At 40.7% G+C, this 17,633-nt stretch carries 13 protein-coding genes; 10 read left to right on the forward strand and 3 right to left on the reverse strand.

All coding sequences use genetic code 11. The features are described 5' to 3' along the window. Nucleotides 1-33: 33 nt before the first annotated feature. The gene (gene lpxD, locus RMY64_RS09415) at nt 34-1,086 is read left to right on the forward strand and encodes a UDP-3-O-(3-hydroxymyristoyl)glucosamine N-acyltransferase (RefSeq protein ID WP_322699874.1); all 1,053 of its coding nucleotides are present in this window, start codon (nt 34-36) and stop codon (nt 1,084-1,086) included. A gap of 597 nt (nt 1,087-1,683) precedes the next feature. Further along, complete coding sequence (locus RMY64_RS09420) at nt 1,684-2,490, forward strand: iron-containing redox enzyme family protein (RefSeq protein WP_322683894.1); 807 nt, start codon at nt 1,684-1,686, stop codon at nt 2,488-2,490. Nucleotides 2,491-2,821: 331 nt separating this feature from the next. Here the strand turns inward: RMY64_RS09420 and RMY64_RS09425 are convergent, their stop codons facing one another. Beyond that, a complete protein-coding gene (locus tag RMY64_RS09425) occupies nt 2,822-3,727 on the reverse strand; it encodes a CoB--CoM heterodisulfide reductase iron-sulfur subunit B family protein (protein WP_322683893.1) in 906 nt (301 codons plus the stop codon). A 418-nt stretch (nt 3,728-4,145) separates the two neighbouring features. Here RMY64_RS09425 and acpP point away from each other — a divergent pair, with 418 nt between their 5' ends. The 6 genes from acpP (at nt 4,146) to RMY64_RS09455 (ending at nt 12,419) form a co-directional block, all read left to right on the forward strand. Then, nucleotides 4,146-4,400: an acyl carrier protein gene (gene acpP, locus RMY64_RS09430; protein WP_322672285.1), complete on the forward strand. Its 255-nt coding sequence runs from the start codon at nt 4,146-4,148 to the stop codon at nt 4,398-4,400. 235 nt (nt 4,401-4,635) lie between these two features. Further along, the gene (gene fabF / locus RMY64_RS09435; protein ID WP_322672284.1) at nt 4,636-5,886 is read left to right on the forward strand and encodes a beta-ketoacyl-ACP synthase II; all 1,251 of its coding nucleotides are present in this window, start codon (nt 4,636-4,638) and stop codon (nt 5,884-5,886) included. A gap of 312 nt (nt 5,887-6,198) precedes the next feature. Continuing rightward, nucleotides 6,199-8,226: a transketolase gene (tkt, locus tag RMY64_RS09440; RefSeq protein ID WP_322699875.1), complete on the forward strand. Its 2,028-nt coding sequence runs from the start codon at nt 6,199-6,201 to the stop codon at nt 8,224-8,226. A 112-nt stretch (nt 8,227-8,338) separates the two neighbouring features. Then, nucleotides 8,339-8,632, forward strand: coding sequence for a hypothetical protein (locus RMY64_RS09445; RefSeq protein ID WP_322691042.1), 294 nt, complete (start codon nt 8,339-8,341; stop codon nt 8,630-8,632). A 141-nt stretch (nt 8,633-8,773) separates the two neighbouring features. After that, nucleotides 8,774-9,775: an ATP-binding protein gene (locus RMY64_RS09450; RefSeq protein ID WP_322699876.1), complete on the forward strand. Its 1,002-nt coding sequence runs from the start codon at nt 8,774-8,776 to the stop codon at nt 9,773-9,775. Nucleotides 9,776-9,803: 28 nt separating this feature from the next. Beyond that, entirely contained in the window at nt 9,804-12,419 is a 2,616-nt protein-coding gene (locus RMY64_RS09455; RefSeq protein ID WP_322699877.1) for a S8 family peptidase, read from the forward strand. 454 nt (nt 12,420-12,873) lie between these two features. On the opposite strand, the gene RMY64_RS09460 is transcribed toward RMY64_RS09455, so the two are convergent. Next, on the reverse strand, nt 12,874-13,953 hold the full coding sequence (locus tag RMY64_RS09460) for a hypothetical protein (RefSeq protein ID WP_322699878.1): 1,080 nt from the start codon (nt 13,951-13,953) through the stop codon (nt 12,874-12,876). A 53-nt stretch (nt 13,954-14,006) separates the two neighbouring features. Further along, on the reverse strand, nt 14,007-14,990 hold the full coding sequence (locus RMY64_RS09465) for a hypothetical protein (RefSeq protein WP_322683887.1): 984 nt from the start codon (nt 14,988-14,990) through the stop codon (nt 14,007-14,009). Between the two features lie 513 nt (nt 14,991-15,503). On the opposite strand from RMY64_RS09465, the gene RMY64_RS09470 reads away from it, so the two are divergent. Both RMY64_RS09470 and RMY64_RS09475 read left to right on the forward strand, forming a co-directional pair. After that, the gene (locus tag RMY64_RS09470) at nt 15,504-16,256 is read left to right on the forward strand and encodes a winged helix-turn-helix domain-containing protein (protein ID WP_094349166.1); all 753 of its coding nucleotides are present in this window, start codon (nt 15,504-15,506) and stop codon (nt 16,254-16,256) included. A gap of 53 nt (nt 16,257-16,309) precedes the next feature. Then, on the forward strand, nt 16,310-17,629 hold the full coding sequence (locus RMY64_RS09475) for a sensor histidine kinase (RefSeq protein WP_322699879.1): 1,320 nt from the start codon (nt 16,310-16,312) through the stop codon (nt 17,627-17,629). Nucleotides 17,630-17,633 lie beyond the last annotated feature (4 nt).

The raw sequence follows: 17,633 nt of genomic DNA on the forward strand, positions 1-17,633 counted from the left end.
GCAATTGTAGATCAATTTTGAACACACCCAACAATGAAATTCAGCGAAATCCTCCGTCAATTTGGTGACGCGGCTACCAATCATAGCCTGACTAGCAACCCAGACCAAGACCCAGAAATTACAGGGGTAGCAGCCATTGATGAAGCTACCAACGGTACTCTCAGTTACGTAGAAGGTGCAAAATTTGGGTCTTTTGTTGGCAATACCAATGCTAGTGCTTTAATTTTGCCCCAGGACGAAAAATTACAGACGCTTGCACAACAAAGGGGTATTGTCTGGCTAGCAACCTCAGATCCGCGACTATTGTTTGCCAAAGCGATCGCACTTTTTTATCAACCATATCGCCCTACCCCAGAAATTCATCCCACCGCTGTGATTCACTCCACCGCAAAAGTTGGTAGTGATGTTTATATTGGCCCCCATGCTGTGATTCAACAAGGGGTAGAAATTGGTGATAGTGCAATCATTCATCCCAATGTAGTGATTTATCCAGATGCCAAAATAGGCGATCGCACCACTTTACACGCCAATTGCACCATCCACGAACGCACCCACATCGGTGCAGATTGCGTCATTCACAGTGGTGCTGTCATTGGTGCAGAAGGCTTTGGTTTTGTTCCTACCCGGACTGGTTGGTTCAAAATGGAACAATCAGGCTATACAGTCTTAGAAGATGGCGTGGAAGTTGGTTGCAACACTGGTATTGACCGCCCAGCAGTCGGAGAAACACGGGTAGGTCGCAATACAGTAATTGATAGCTTAGTGCAAATAGGTCACGGTTGCAAAATCGGTTCTGGCTGTGCGATCGCAGGTCAGGTTGGCATGGCAGGAGGGGTTCAACTGGGAAATCGCGTTATTTTAGCTGGACAAACAGGAATAGTCAATCAAGTGAAGATGGGAGATGGATCGATGACATCTGCTCAAACTGGAATTCATAACGATGTTGCCCCAGGAGAAGTTGTCTGTGGAACTCCAGCCCTTCCTTACAAACTATATCTCAAGGTATCTGCTGTTTATGGTCGCCTGCCAGATATGTATCAATCGCTAAAACAATTGCAACGTAAATTCAAAAATAGCAATGATTAAGCTGAAACTTATCTAAATTGCATAACTAAATTCAAAATAATTCTTGTGGGGCGTGAATCTTGCACGTCCCATTCTGTATTCTTCTTCAAGAGGATTTTATTTTTATTCCTATTGACAGATGACAGAAAAAGTTGGTCATAAGTTTATACCAACTTTAGAAATTTGTCGAAAAAAATAAAGATTTAGTTAATGATGTTTTTTTATTTGCTTACAAAAAAATAAGACACTAGAATTTTTATTAAGACAAAGTACGAACTTGTACGGAATATTTGCAAAAAAGGTAATAAATTATTCATGATGACTGTACGTACATTTCAGCTAACCAAAAACAAAAATTTTTGGAACGCATTATAGTTAAAATTTGGCCTTAATTATTGAAGATAATCTCAATTTTCCAGCTTATCCTAACCTAAATAAGGATTTGCAAACTTGTGAAATATGGTTACAAAAGGTTTGCACATTTTACTATGTGAACTGCTTGAGTAATTGTTCATTATTCACATCAAATCAGTCAATCAAGTATTTGTTAATCAGCATTTGCAAACATACTCTAAAACATAGTTGCAAAGAGTATGCATTTTTTGCTATGCAAGCTGCGTGAATAATTGTCTAGATATTCACGCCCAATTAGACAATCAAGCATCAACAACAACCCACTTATCTGCTAAAATAATGACTGCAACTCTTTCTTTGGATGCTAAGATATCCAACCAATTACAGCAAGTTTTATTAGAAATCACAACTGCGCAAGATTTGTCTCTACATCCCTTTGTTCAACGCTTTGCCAAAGGAGAATTTTCACAAGATGCAATCCGACAGTTTGCAATGAAAATGCTACCTGGCTCAAACAGATTCAATATGGCTTTTCTGAAAGTCGCGTCTAAAATGGATAGTTACCATGCTAGAACGATTATGCTAGAAAATGCATTTACTGAGCATGGAGAACTCAACTCAGACCTTGCTCATGTAGCATTATTTATGCGTTTTATGAAAGGTATTGATTGTCCTCAAATTGATATCAATGCCGAGGATGGAGCGTTTCTCATTCCGGCATTACGCTTTAAGAAATTTGAATTTTGTGATGATGAACCTATAGTACGCTCTTTAGGAAGATTTGCAGCAATTGAGCAAGTCTTACCTGGAATTTTCATCAAATACATCGAAGGGCTTCGTAAGATATTTAAAGGTATTGATGACCATACCATCGAATATTTTCATCTCCACTGCCACTTAGACCCAGAACATACAGACGAATTGATTCAAGTGGCTCAAATTTATACCAAGTCTGAGAAAGATGTAGAACTCTTCCGTGAAGGAGTTGAAGATATGGTTAAATCAATTGGCGATATGTTTTCTTGGATGGATGAAAACATCGAAAAAGAAGCGTTGACTTTACGAAGCTAATACCAGAGCGATTCTAAAAATTAAAGTTTAATTAAAGTTATCCAAAATTACCAGTCTTATATATTGTAAGTTGGTTAATTTTGGAAATTTTTTTATCAAAACAGCAATATTGGCGTTAGTTGTATAGAATAACTTTGTTGTATTCTATACGACTAAGGCCTTGGTGCAGCTGTTCTTGCTTTGCTCCTGAATTATTCGGCAATTTTTGAATAACTCTGTGTTCTCTGCGCCTCTGTGGTTAAATAAAAGACTTTTGAACCGCACAGACGCAAAGGACGCAGAGAGAAAAAAAGAGATTTTACCAGTCAGATTAAAAAGGCTAGTCCTAAAACTAAAATCCTAATTTTTCCAACACTGGCTTTGTGGAAACAATGTGACGGTCTAAACCCAGTTCTTTTGGACTAACGCCAAGTGCTAAAGCAATCAATTGGGGTAAATGCAACACTGGTAAACCTAGCTTTTGTTCAATCACCTTTTCTACCTCTGGCTGACGCGAATCTAAATTTAAGTGGCACAGAGGACAAGGTGTAATCATACAGTCAGCACCAGACGCTAAAGCGTCCTGAATATGCATCCCCGCCATCTTAAAAGATTGGGTAGTGGCATAACTAGCAAGGGGCCAACCACAACATTGTGTCCGCCCTCGGTAATAAATTGGTGTTGCACCCACTGCCCGAAACATATTTTCCATCGCTTCCGGTTGGAAAGGGTCGTCATAAGGCATAGATTTTTGGGCGCGCAGGAGATAACAGCCATAAAAAGCCGCACATTTTAATCCAGTTAACTTTCGGGTGACGCGTTTGGTAATTTCCTCTAAACCGTAATCTGTCACCAAGGCATAAAGAAGATGTTTAACGTCAGTACTGCCGCGATAAGGCGAACAACCTTCTTTATTTAGCAAGCCATTAACCTGTTCAATGTAAACAGGGTTAGAAGTCTTACATTCTTTCAGGTGTTCATTGACGTGACCGATAACACCTTGACAAGTGCTGCAATGGGTAAGTAAGGGCAGATTTAATTCTTCTGCTAGGGCAATATTTCTGGCGTTGACTGTATCTTCTAGCAGTTGTGAATCTTCTTTAAATGTGCCGGAACCGCAGCAAGCAGCTTTTTTAAGTTCAACTAGTTCAATGCCCAGTGCTTGGGTGAGCGCTTGAGTTGATTGGTAAAGTTCCCGACAGGCCCCTTGAGCAACACAACCAGGGAAGTAAGCGTATTTCAGTGTCTGAGGTAGCATAGAAGTATGTTTGGGTTAGAGCGATCGCTCTAAACAATAACTGTTTTATCATTCCTTGTTAGCATCATTCTGATGTTTGACGTTTAGCTACCTTTTAAGCGTCTAGGTTAAAAGGTCGCAGCATCTACATATTCTTAATTGCTAGCAAGGCTGTAAATACCGATGAGACATTGTCAAAAATTTTAGCAATAATTGGAAAACCAAAGCATTTACACGGGATCGGCGATGGCGTAACGCGCTCCACAGTTCAAGTGTTAAGAGAAAACTTATCCGATTTATTTTAGGAATGGGAGAGGTTTTCTAGCAGAAAAACCCTTGGAAGTATGCGGGCGATCGCGCTTGACGATAAGATGTATATGCTCAAAACAATGTCTCCTCTAAAGAGCAGATCGTAGCAAGTGGTTAAGGACTTTTATTTATGAGCCAAACGGAAATTTTTGAAAAGGTCAAGAAAATCGTCACCGAACAACTGAGTGTTGACGACGATGCCAAAGTTACACCACAAGCCAAGTTCATGGAAGACCTGGGAGCAGATTCCCTCGATACCGTTGAGTTGGTGATGGCTTTGGAAGAAGAATTTGATATCGAAATTCCCGACGAAGCTGCCGAGCAGATTACATCGGTTCAAGAGGCAGTAGATTACATCAATAACAAAGTAACCGCCTCAGCTTAACTGGGGATTGGAATTGGGGATTGGGATTGGGGAGATTTTTCTCTAATATCTAGCCACTCTTCGCGTGACGCTGCTAATGTCACTAATGCTGACGTTAACGACACTCACTTGAAGTCAGCAAATCCGATGCCAGTCGCTCGTAAAGGAAACCTTTAAGACCGCGCTGGCTCACCAGTACCTAGTCGCTAACCTCAAATTTTTTGCCTGCTGCTTTTTCGCCATTTTTAACTGAATCATGACAGATCATACACGTAAACGCGTTGTTGTAACTGGTGTTGGCGCGATTACACCTATAGGTAACACAGCAACAGAATATTGGGATGGATTATTGAGTGGACGTAATGGCATTGACTACATCACATTATTTGATGCGTCTAGCCATGATTGCCGAATTGCTGGTGAGGTGAAAAACTTCGATCCGCATGATTACTTGGAACGCAAAGAGGCCAAGCGTATGGATCGGTTTTCCCAATTTGGGGTTGCGGCAGCAAAACAGGCTCTAGCTAACTCGGAGTTAGCGATTAATGACCTGAATGCAGAACAGGTAGGTGTGATGATCGGTTCTGGCGTTGGTGGGATTAAGGTATTAGAAGACCAGCAAACTATCTACCTCAACCGTGGGCCCGATCGCTGTAGTCCATTCATGATCCCAATGATGATCGCCAATATGGCCGCAGGATTAACGGCAATTCACACGGGTGCTAAAGGGCCAAACTCTTGTCCTGTAACTGCCTGTGCTGCTGGTTCTAATGCCATTGGAGATGCTTTTCGCTTAATTCAAGGGGGATATGCCCAAGCGATGATTTGTGGGGGAACGGAGTCAGCTGTCACACCATTGTCGATAGCTGGGTTCGCCGCCTGCAAGGCACTGTCTTTTAACAATGATGACCCGACTCATGCTAGCCGTCCTTTTGACCGCGATCGCAACGGATTTGTTTTGGGTGAAGGTGCGGGAATTTTAATTCTCGAAGAACTGCAACACGCCCTAAGTCGCGGCGCTCATATTTATGCCGAAATGATCGGCTATGGTATGACCTGTGATGCCTACCATATCACTTCCCCCGTACCTGGTGGACTTGGAGCCGCTAGAGCGATCGAACTAGCGCTCAAAGATGCTGGCATAACTCCCGAACAAATTAGCTATATTAATGCCCACGGCACTAGTACCCCAGCTAATGATTCAACTGAAACCTCAGCAATCAAAAAAGCTTTGGGAGAACATGCTTATAAGGTGGCAATTAGCTCCACCAAATCGATGACAGGTCATTTATTGGGCGGTTCTGGAGGTATTGAAGCAGTTGCAACAGTACTAGCGACCGCTAATGACCAAATTCCACCGACAATCAATCTGGAAAATCCCGATCCAGAGTGTGACTTAGATTACGTGCCTCACTCTAGCCGCGCTCAAAAAGTCGAGATAGCAATATCCAATTCTTTTGGGTTTGGCGGTCATAATGTCACACTGGCCTTTAAGAAATACGTTTAAAAGAGGCAGGAGGCAGGAGGCAGAAGGCAGGAGGCAGGAGTCAGAATTCAATAGTTTAATCCAGCTCTGCTCGTTTGCCCAATGCCCCATGCCCAATGCCCAATGCCCAAAGTATCAGAAATATCATTCCGATATAATTTAAGCGTTCAGCATGACCCAATTATCAGCTTGATTTATCACCAGAAACTCAGGAGATCCCGCTTGTCCATCGACAAGCGGGAGTGGGATGATGAGGATACTGTGGGGAATCTAAAATAACCCCAGCAAGAGAAGCTACGAAGAGTGCTAACCCGTCGTTAAAAACAAGAGATTATGACTGTTGCAACCCAATCCGCCAAAGAATTGTCCGTCGAAGAACTGGCTATTAACTCGATCCGCTTCTTGGCTGTTGATGCCGTAGAAAAAGCAAAATCGGGACACCCAGGACTACCAATGGGTGCGGCTCCGATGGCTTTTGTCCTTTGGGATCGCTTTATGAAGTTTAATCCCAAGAATCCCAAATGGTTTAACCGCGATCGCTTTGTCTTATCTGCCGGTCATGGCTCGATGTTGCAGTACGCCCTACTGTACCTGACAGGCTACGATAGCGTCACCATCGAAGATATCAAACAATTCCGTCAATGGGAATCCAAAACCCCTGGACACCCCGAAAACTTCATGACCCCAGGCGTAGAAGTCACCACTGGCCCTTTAGGTCAAGGAATTGCCAATGGAGTTGGTTTAGCGATCGCCGAAGCTCACCTTGCCGCTAAATTTAACAAACCCGATACCAAGATTGTTGACCATTACACCTACGTAATTGTGGGTGACGGTTGTAACATGGAAGGAATTTCGGGTGAAGCTGCTTCTTACGCAGGACACTTGGGATTAGGCAAACTCATCGCTCTGTACGACGACAACCACATTTCCATCGACGGTTCCACAGATGTGGCATTCACCGAAGATGTTTCCAAGCGCTTTGAAGCTTACGGTTGGCACGTTCTGCACGTCGAAGATGGTAACACCGATTTAGAAGCGATCGCCAAAGCAATTGAAGCAGCCAAAGCTGTCACCGATAAGCCTTCTTTCATAAAAGTAACAACCATTATTGGTTACGGTTCCCCCAATAAAGCAAACACCGCTGGCGTTCACGGTGCTGCCCTTGGTGGAGACGAAATAGAATTGACTCGGAAGAATTTGGGTTGGGAATACGAACCTTTCGTAATCCCAGAAGAAGCCCTCAACCACACACGCAAAGCAGTAGAACGTGGTGCAAGCTACGAAGACGAATGGAACAAAACATTTGCCGACTACAAAGCTAAGTATGCCCAGGAAGCAGCTGAATTTGAACGTTACCTAAGCAGCAAACTACCCGACGGCTGGGATAAAGTACTACCCACCTACACCCCCGAAGACAAAGGACTGCCCACCCGCAAACACTCAGAAACTTGCCTCAACAAACTGGCGGCAGTTTTACCTGAATTGATTGGTGGTTCGGCTGACTTAACCCACTCCAACTTGACTGAAATCAAAGGCAAGGGCGACTTCCAAAAAGGGCACTACGAAAACCCCAACATCCACTTTGGGGTACGGGAACATGGTATGGGCGCAATCTGTAATGGTATAGCATTGCACAGTTCGGGATTAATTCCCTACGGTGCTACCTTCTTAATCTTTACAGACTATATGCGTGCTGCCATCCGCTTATCCGCACTTTCTCAAGCTGGCGTAATTTGGGTGATGACTCACGATTCCATTGGGCAAGGTGAAGATGGCCCCACCCACCAACCCATTGAAACTCTGGCTTCCTTGCGAGCTATTCCTAATTTAACCGTGTTTCGTCCCGCAGACGGTAACGAAACCTCTGGTGCTTATAAAATAGCGATCGAGAAAGCGAAGCAAAACGCTCCGTCTCTTTTGGCGTTTACCCGTCAAAACGTCCCCAACTTGGCAGGTACATCGGTTGAAGGCGTGGCAAAGGGTGGATATACCGTGGTAGATAGCGAAGGTACACCCGATATCATCCTGATTGGTACTGGTTCAGAACTGAGCCTCGCCGTCGGCGCAGCCGAAAAACTCAAGGCTGAAGGCAAGAAAGTTCGTGTTGTCTCGCTACCTTCATGGGAACTGTTTGAAGCACAGGATGCGGCTTATAAAGAGTCCGTTCTGCCGAAAGCTGTCACCAAGCGTTTGTCTGTAGAAGCTGCCGCTAGTTTCGGTTGGCATAAGTACATAGGTACTGAAGGCGATACTGTTAGTATCGATCGCTTTGGTGCTTCGGCTCCAGGCGGTGTTTGTCTAGAGAAGTTTGGCTTTAGCGTTGATAATGTGTTAGCTAAGGCTAAACAATTGTTGGGTTAATAGCAACAGAATATTCTCAAAATTTTGTGAGGTGGGCTGAAAGGCCCGCCTTTTTTATGTAAAGAAAGATTAGCTATAATTGGAGTAATAAGTTACTAATTGGGAGGAAGTTATGCAGGAAGTTTCTGAGGAAAGAGACGTACTTCTAGCCCGGATAACAAAAATTGTAGAACATTTGATGCAAAAGGATAGTAGCTATCAGTATTATCTAGATAAAGATAAAGCAATTAAAATTATATTTAAATACTATTCTAAGAAAGTATCTATGGAGGAACTAAAAGCTATATCTGATTTCAGATTAACAGGGTTTGTTGAGGGAGATATGATGACTTTGTTATTGATTGAAGGGGAAGATTATATAGACCTTGAAAGCAATGTCTTATGTTTAGATATAGTAAACTTCTAAGCAGAAGAATGATTTTTTGTTATATAACTTAATATAATGATTATAAACAAGCTGATCGCGTTATGATTTATAACGCACTATACTTTCATAGTACAATAGTACTAAGCTAGTCCAAAATTACTATTTATACTGAGAGGCAGTATGAAAGCAGAGCTTCTCAAGAGATTTTTTAGAGCGATCGCTAGTTCAGATCAAGACGCGATTGATAAGCTTACATACCTAGTGATTGAGGAAGAACGCAGTAAGGGACATACTCTCTTAGCTGACCAGTTAGAGAATATCACTAAAAAAAGCCAGAAAGAGAAGCCTACTAACATTAGCAAACCTGCTTCTTCAGTACCAGAAAACTTACAGACATTAACTGAATTATCAACCAGTAAGCGATTTAATCTTCCTTTAGTAACTATCATACCAAGGGATCATTTGCGGCATCACATGGTGTTGCCAATAAATATTGAAAAACGTTTCTGTCGAATTGAACGCGAGTATGCGGCTAGAGATAGGCTTGCTCATCATGGATTGCGTTACAGACAAAAAATTCTTTTATATGGGCCTCCTGGGTGTGGAAAGACACTAGGAGCAGAACGTTTAGCTTGGAATACAGGGTTACCACTCTTGAAAGTTCGGTTTGATGCAATGGTGTCGTCTTTTTTAGGCGAAACTGCCAGCAATTTAAGACTTGTATTTGAGGATGCCTCAAAAAGTCCATGTTTATTGTTTCTTGATGAATGTGACTCAATTGCTAAGACACGAGAAGACTCTCAAGAAGTAGGAGAAATTAAGCGAGTAGTCAATACATTTCTTCAAATTTTGGATGAGTATCAACCCTCTTTTGGGCTTTTAGTAGCAGCAACAAATTTGAATAAATCTCTGGATACTGCCCTTTGGAGAAGATTTGATGATTTGATCGCAGTACCCAAACCCGGAGAACAGGAGCTAGAATTTATACTAAAGGAAACACTATCTGCAATTGAAGTCGGATCTATCAACTGGACAAGGATCATTGAGCAGATGAGAGATTTTTCTGCGGCTCAAGCTGTGAGGGTTGCACAAGATGCAGCTAAAAGAGCAATTCTTGAGCGAGAGGAGCTAGTGATTCAGGAACACTTAGAAGAAGCGATCGCAGAAATCAAAGTTTTTTAGTATTAATTTTTGGTGTTCGGAGAAATAAATGGTTGAAGGTTCTCAGGGTTTTCCTCATATCCAGCTTAGGCTGACAACAGAAGGACGTGCTGCATCGCCACCAGGAGGAGGAAAAAAAAATCCTATAACAGTTGTTAATCTGGGTAATCGCCAGGGACATGGAGGTAAACTCAAAGGTTCGGTTGACTCCTTGATCTTTGAATGGCAAGAAACTCAAGAAGAACGAGAGCAAGAAGAGAAGCCGCTACTTACATCTCGACGTATTATCTTAGAAATTGATCCTGATTCTTTTAATCCAGATGGGTTGAAAGCATATGGTATTGAATTAATTGCTGATACAGAAGATGGATATATTATTGGAGCATCAGCAGATTTAGAACTTAGTGAACTACAAGAAAAGATAGAAAAATTTATTAATGAGCAGTATGGTGGTAATAAAGTTGCTGAAATTTGGGAAGTAATAGACGGTAAAAAAAAGCCAGAATTGATTCTTTCTCCAAACTTATTTGCTGAATTATATGAGAAATGGCTTGCTATAAAGGAAGAGCAGATATACACTGTTGATGTGGGTGTTGCTTGTGTAGGAACCAAAACCAAGCTGCCTAATTATCCAAAACTCCAACCTAATGAAACTAATGAGAATTTTACAAGACGAGTTAATAAGTGGATTCATAAACGTCAGTTAACTGAGCAAGAATGGGAAGAGATATCTTGGGAAAGGCAAGACGAATTTGAAGAGTTTATTCAATTTTATAAAGGCAAGATTAGCAAAGGTTTTCAAGATGATGGTGGTGAGATTGGTACAGCTACTTTGCCTGATAGTTTTTCATGTCGAATTCAAATTTCAGGTAAAGGTCTAAAAGATTTAGTTGAAAATTTCCCCTACATTTTTGATGTTAGTGAGCCAGATGAGTTTGCTGAAATTATTCAGAGAGAGGATATATCTGATACTGATTCTCCATCATTTCAACTAGAATCGCCAGAATTAAATGCTCCTAAAGTATGCATTATAGATAGTGGTATTCAAGAAAGACATTCTCTGCTAAAAGCAGCAATTGATTCAAAAAACTCAAGGTCTTGGGTTCCACGAGAAACTGATAAAACTCCAGACTATGTTAGCAATGGTGGACATGGAACAAGTGTCGCTGGTGCAGTCCTTTATCCAAGAACTATACCTCGTAGTGGTAATGAAAAGGCTGTTTGCTGGATTCAAAATGCCAGAGTTCTTCAGGCTAACCGCAAATTACCTAAACAATTATTTCCACCGAATCTTCTGGGTGAAATTGTAGAATTTTATCACAATCAAACAGGAACTAAAATTTTTAACCATTCTATTACTGGTTCCGTTCCCTGCCTAACTCGATATATGAGTGCTTGGGCATCGTCTATTGATAATTTGACATGGCAAAGGGATATTCTCTTTATTGTTGCAGCCGGAAATTTACCTCTCAACAGTAGAATTGGCTTTACAAGATTATCTGTAAGAGAACATATAGCAGCAAATCGACAATACCCAGACTATTTATTAGAAGATTCATCCAGAATTGCTAACCCTGCACAAAGTTTTCAAGCTTTAACAGTTGGCTCTATTGCTTTGAATTCTTATCATGCACCACCTTATTATTCAATTGCACAGAAAGATAAATCCTCAGCTTTTTCATGCTGCGGATTGGGAATTTGGGAGACGATTAAACCAGAAGTAGTTGAGTATGGTGGAGATTTAGTAACAGATGAAGGTACACCACCAAACATAACTTTTCCTAAAGATGTTTGTCCCGAATTAGTACGGTCAACTTTGAACGGTGGGCCAGCAATTGGGGCTGATAAAGTTGGTACTTCTTTTGCAGCACCAAAAGTAAGCCATATTGCTGCACGTCTTGCAGCCGAGTTACCTAATGAGAGTTGCCTTCTTTACCGTGCATTAATAGTACAATCAGCAAGATGGCCAGAATGGATAATGGGATATGGTGGCGATAAACTGCATATCCTACGTCAAATTGGTTATGGTCTTCCCGATGTTGCTCGTGCTTTGGGTAATGCTCCCAATAGAATCACTTTGATGACAACAGGAGAGCGCCGCATTGTAGCTAAACAAGCTCATATTTACCAAGTAAAACTGCCAGAAAAATTACGTTCTCAAGGAGAGGCATTTAAGATTCTTCTGGAGGTTACTTTATCATACAAAGCCCAACCACGTCGAACCCGTAGAAATCGTCGAAAATATCTTTCAACTTGGCTTGATTGGGAATGTAGTAAAAAAGGAGAAGATCCAGAACTTTTTAAGGCTAGAGTTTTGAAAGAGTTTGATGCTCCAGAAGATGCGGAGAAGGGAGAAGGTCTTTTTAAATGGATGCTTGGCAAACAAAATCATCACGGAATAATTAAAGGTGTATCTAGAAGTGCAGGAACCCTTCAAAAAGATTGGGCTGTTGTAAATTCATTTGAACTCACAGAAGCATTTTCCATTGCCGTTGTTGGACATGAAGGTTGGAATAACGATCCAGAAGCTAGTGTTCCATATTCTCTAATTGTGAGCTTTGAAGCCATACAAGCTGATATTCCAATTTATACGCCTTTTGTTGAAGCTCAAGTTGAAATAGAGATTCAACCCACGATAGAAATTCAATCTATTGTAGTTAGCTGAGGCGATCGCACCCCCGCTATTAAACATCTCCATAAATTAAATATGGATTATCCAGAACCCTTGTAGAGACGTAGCAGTGCTAAGTCTCTTTTGCATCAGATATTTATTAAGATTTGTATTTATCCTGTTAAAAGTGAAGGTTCCTACAGGGGTAATATTATTTACTAACTTGTTTTAGTTAAACTTAAATTCTCTGTGATATATTTATGTAATCAATGATACTTTAATGTGAGAAATATTGTAGTAAATATTAAAACTTAGTATTATGTCTAGTCAAGAACAAAATTCCAACAAAGCATTGAAGCAAACGCAGGCTAGCCCAACAAAGAAAAAGAAAGTACAACCTCCGCCAGACCTCAAAAAACCAAAGAAAACTGAATAAAAAGCATTAGAGTTACTTGCAGAGACTTAATTTAATTTAAGTCTCTGCAATTTTCATCAAAAATAAATCAGCTTACTTATTTTTCGCTTGAGTCTTTGCCTGTTCTAAAGCTATTTCTTTGATTGCCTGATATGAATTAACATTTGAAGTACCTTCAATAGCTTTAACTGCCAAATCCTGAACTTGTTTGAGAGCGGATTCAAGTTGCTTAGAAAGATTTTGAATTCGCGTCTCTTGATTAGTAATAGTTTGTTCTAGAGATTGCAGTCTTTGTTCATAGAAACGCTTTTGCCCTTCTACTTCCTTAGAATATAAATCTGATTTGACTTTAGCTTGGTAGTGGGCGATGCCTTTACCTTCTTCTGTAGCTTTTTTGATGGCTGCTTCTTTATCTTTCGGAAAAGCCTCTACCTTAGCTTTTAACTCTTCAAATTGTTTTTCTCTTTCAGAAATTGCTTTCTCCCGTTCAGCCCACTGCTTTTCTGTTTCTTGTAGTAATTCTTCTAATTGCTTATATAGCGCTTTTTGCTGTTGCTCGTATTCGTCATTTTGCAGTTGTCGTTGGAGTTCTAAATTATATTTATACTCTGCTGCATCGCGTTGCCGAGTTTTATTTAAGTTTTCATTCCGTTCTTTTATCGCCCGTTGCTGTTCTTCTTGTTCTTTTCCCCAAGTATTTCTTTGCTCTAGTATTTCTTGGAATAAAACTTCAGAATGTTGGCTATATTCTTCCTGATAAGCTTTAGTATTATCTTCATAGGCTTGGATAAGAGTATCCAAGATATCATCAGAAATTTCTAAATTATGCAGTTGTGTTAATTGTTGGATTTCTTCTTCTAAAGTTCGCCTAATTTCTTCCAAATTCGAGGCTTTTGTGGTTAGCTGTTCCGATAATTCATTAGCAGCACTGCCAAAACCTAATTGAATCTTTGCCAAGCTTTCGATTGTATTGTTCATCTTTTGTTGGACACTAGAAAGCTGATTCATAGCTGTTTTTTGTTCTAATTTAGGCTGTTCTTTAGTTCCAGACTGGCTTTCGTTGCCAACTTTATCAAGTTCTGATTTCAATGCTGCTTTTTCTTTTGCCAACTCTTCATACGCCTGAAGAATTTCTACTTTAGTATTCTTATCAGTCGGTTTTTTCCCCACCACAACAAACCTCCTCTTCAGGAATTCAAAATTATTAAGATGCTACGAACTCACAACTATTTAGAGTTAGAACTACCAAAAGCCCTCATAGCTAAGTCTTGTGCTTGTTTTAATGCAGTTTGCAATTGAGCAGAAATGCCTTCTATTTGCTCAGATTGCTTCTTAATTGTTTCTTCCAGAGATTGAATTTTTTGTTCATAACTCTGCTTATTAGATTCCCATTCTCTTTCAAATAAATCAGCATCAATTTTAGCTTTTTGGCTTGTTTCTTTAATTGCTTCTTCTCTAGCCTTCTTAACTGCTTCTTCCAGTTCGCTAGGAAATGTAGTTACCTTTTGTTGATAATCTGCAAAGAGTGGTTGGCGTTCAGCGAAGATTTTTTCTCGTTCTGCCCAATCTTTCTCTTTTTTCTGAGAGTTTTCTTGTATTTCCCTTTGTTGTTGGCGCTTTATCCCTTCGTAGCTGTCTGTATTGAGTTTACGAGTAGTTTCTAATTTATACTGAAATTCTTCTTGTTCTTTCTGGCGATCTTTGGCTAATAAATCATTGTATGCTTTGAGTTTTTCTTCATACTCTGCTTGTTCTTTTTGCCATTCTTTTCGCCTGATTGTAATTTCTTTCTCTAGTGCTTCCCTTTTGCTAATAGTATCTTGTTCGAGAATTTTTAATTTTTCTTGATGTTCTTGACTTAAAACATCTAGAGTATCCGCTACAACTCTAATTTGTTGCAGTTCTTGTAGACGTTGGGTTTCAATTTCTATAGCTCGGTTCAATTCATCTAACTTGGAGTTTTCCTGAGCTAGTTTTTCAGATAATCCGTTGAGAATACTGCCAAACTCCAATTGTAAATCAGCTAAACCTTTGACAATACTATCAACTGTATATGCAGAAGCTGCTTGCAGAATTTCTTGACTTTTTGCCTTCTCTGCTTCCTCTTGTTTGGTTGCTATTTTAGATTCAAGTTTTTTTCTGTGGATAATAATTTGTTGAAATGCTTGCATTAGTTGTTGTTTGCTGTCTTTGACTCCAACTGTAGTCATCTTCCAACTCCCTTCAATAGGCAAATGATTTATTGGGTAGCAAGCCATACCAATGACTACCCTATGCAGACATCAGAGTAGCTTTTTAATCAACATTTTTAACGCCGTGGAAATACTGAAATGATCCACATCTAACACTTAGTGGGTAGGAATTTTCCACATATATGTCTTTCTGTTTTTTAGGTATAGTTTTCCCTTTGGGGTTTAATAGTACATTTGTACTAAAATAAATATACCTAAACTAATCTCCTCTGTCAAGATAATCCTTCATCCAATAATGTCTTTCCATCTTGTGAAGACAGAATCGAAAATTCAAAGTCTTTAATTAAAAACTATTTAGAAGCTTGCTGGCACAGTGATTTATGATTTAGGAGACTGCTGTGGTGTATGTTACTTTATGTAAATAAAATCTAAAAGAATTAACCCTAGTAGAAGCGCAGTTGCAGTAAGGCGAGATAATAGACTTGATCATCCTAATTGATACAAGCACAGTCCTAGACTTTTGTGATATCAATGTATACCAGTGAATCGACCAAGTACTCTGCCAGAACGGACATTGGACAAACCAGCCGTATTCTAGTAGTAGAAGATGAAGAATTAATCCAGGAAATGCTAGCTGTAGCTCTGGAAGAAGAAGGTTATGGGGTGATAACTGCTCCCGATGGGCGGTCTGCTATAGAGTATCTTAAAAGTTTTGAAACCAATTCAGGGGAACTTCCCTTCGATCTGGTCATTCTTGATTTGATGCTACCGCAAATCAATGGGCTAGATATTTGCCGTTTGCTGCGTCATCAAGGCAACCCAGTACCTATTTTAATGCTCAGTGCTAAGGGTAGTGAAACTGACCGTGTTTTGGGGTTAGAGGTGGGTGCAGATGACTACCTGACCAAACCCTTTAGTATGCGCGAGTTAGTTGCTCGTTGTCGCGCTTTACTCCGCCGCCAACGCCTAAGCAATTTACCACCAATACCAGTATTAAAATTTAAGGATGTCTCCTTAAATCCCCAAGAATGTCGCGTGCTAGTTCGCGGTCAAGAAGTGAGTCTTTCTCCTAAAGAGTTCCGTTTGCTGGAACTGTTTATGAGTTATGCCCGCCGGGTATGGTCACGAGAACAATTGCTCGATCAGGTTTGGGGGCCGGATTTTGTTGGCGATAGTAAAACCGTAGACGTTCACATTCGGTGGTTGCGCGAAAAATTAGAGCAAGACCCCAGTCATCCCGAATATATTGTGACTGTAAGAGGTTTTGGCTATAGGTTTGGATAATTAGCTGGGATAGTTGTTAGTTTTTAGTAGTCACCAAGAAACTAACAACTCAAATGCTTTTATTGGGATTTTTTCTGGGTTTAGTGGTAGGCATTGGGTTTTGGGTTTGGCAACAGGTTCAACTTAACCGCTACCTGAGGCGCTTACTCCGACCGTTAACCTCGCATTCTGACAAGATGGGACTGCTGCTGATTCCTGGGTTGCGGCAAGAAATAGCGATGGTGAAACAGCACCGGCAAGATTTGCAGCAGTCGTTGCAAACTTATCAAGACCTGCTAAATTTGGCTCCAGTGGGATACTTGCAGGTGGATGAGGAAAATCAACTGCTGTGGTGCAATCGACAGGCGCAGGAAATTTTGTATCTGCAAAGGTGGCAACCAGAACAGGTGCGCTTGTTATTGGAGTTGGTCAGGTCTTATGAACTCGACCATTTAATTGAGCAAACTCGCGATCGCCAAAAACCCCAGACGGGAGAATGGGTATTTCATCCATCTTGTGATGATGCAGCAGAGATGGCAACAATTAAATCTCTGGCTTTGCGGGCCTCTAGCTTGCCTTTACCCAATGGACAAGTGGGAGTCTTTTTAGAAAATCGTCAACCCCTATTAGATATAAATCAAGCACGCGATCGCTCTTTTTCCGATCTAGCACACGAACTCAGAACGCCCTTGACTTCAATTCGTTTGGTTGTAGAAACTTTACAAAACCGTTTAGAACCACCTTTAAATCGCTGGGTTAACCGCCTGATGCAAGAAGTTGACCGATTGATCAACTTAGTGCAAAGCTGGTTAGACCTTACCCAAATGGAAGCAAACCCAAATATGCAATTGCAAGCCAAAGCTGTAGAATTGCGATCGCTGATTACATCTGTTTGGGAAACGCTAGAACCTTTGGCACAACGCCAACATTTGTCTTTTTCTTATTCTGGCCCCGAAAATCTGTGGATTAAGGCAGATAAACCCCGGATTTACCAGGTTTTTCTGAATTTGCTAGACAATAGCATTAAATACAGTCCTCCTTGCACAAGTATTCATGTTGAAGCGAAAATATTATCAACAAAGGATAACGATCCTGCTTCCTCAATCTTGGAAATAAATCTTATTGATTCTGGAGTCGGCTTTTCTGAAGCAGATTTACCCCACGTTTTTGAGCGATTTTATCGAGGAGATAAAGCGCGAACTCATTCCCCCCAAGATAGTAATTCTATAGGAGCGATCGTTGGCAATGGATTAGGATTAGCGATCGTTGAGCAAATTCTAATTGCCCACGGTGGTTCAATCAAAGCGATGAACCATCCAGAAACTGGTGGTGCGTGGATGCAACTCCAATTTCCTGAAGTTATGGCAAACTCCCTAAGCCAAGACTATAGTTAGTAAT

The organism is Nostoc sp. DedQUE08, from assembly GCF_034530895.1.
Taxonomy (GTDB): Bacteria; Cyanobacteriota; Cyanobacteriia; order Cyanobacteriales; family Nostocaceae; genus Nostoc.

Bases quoted from the DNA above. Each gene is read 5' to 3' on its own strand.
- RMY64_RS09425 (WP_322683893.1), bottom strand. From the start codon at position 3,727: ATGCTACCTCAGACACTGAAATACGCTTACTTCCCTGGTTGTGTTGCT.
- acpP (WP_322672285.1), top strand. From the start codon at position 4,146: ATGAGCCAAACGGAAATTTTTGAAAAGGTCAAGAAAATCGTCACCGAA.
- RMY64_RS09465 (WP_322683887.1), bottom strand. From the start codon at position 14,990: ATGACTACAGTTGGAGTCAAAGACAGCAAACAACAACTAATGCAAGCA.
- RMY64_RS09470 (WP_094349166.1), top strand. From the start codon at position 15,504: ATGTATACCAGTGAATCGACCAAGTACTCTGCCAGAACGGACATTGGA.
- lpxD (WP_322699874.1), top strand. From the start codon at position 34: ATGAAATTCAGCGAAATCCTCCGTCAATTTGGTGACGCGGCTACCAAT.
- RMY64_RS09445 (WP_322691042.1), top strand. From the start codon at position 8,339: ATGCAGGAAGTTTCTGAGGAAAGAGACGTACTTCTAGCCCGGATAACA.
- RMY64_RS09455 (WP_322699877.1), top strand. From the start codon at position 9,804: ATGGTTGAAGGTTCTCAGGGTTTTCCTCATATCCAGCTTAGGCTGACA.
- RMY64_RS09475 (WP_322699879.1), top strand. From the start codon at position 16,310: ATGCTTTTATTGGGATTTTTTCTGGGTTTAGTGGTAGGCATTGGGTTT.
- fabF (WP_322672284.1), top strand. From the start codon at position 4,636: ATGACAGATCATACACGTAAACGCGTTGTTGTAACTGGTGTTGGCGCG.
- RMY64_RS09450 (WP_322699876.1), top strand. From the start codon at position 8,774: ATGAAAGCAGAGCTTCTCAAGAGATTTTTTAGAGCGATCGCTAGTTCA.
- tkt (WP_322699875.1), top strand. From the start codon at position 6,199: ATGACTGTTGCAACCCAATCCGCCAAAGAATTGTCCGTCGAAGAACTG.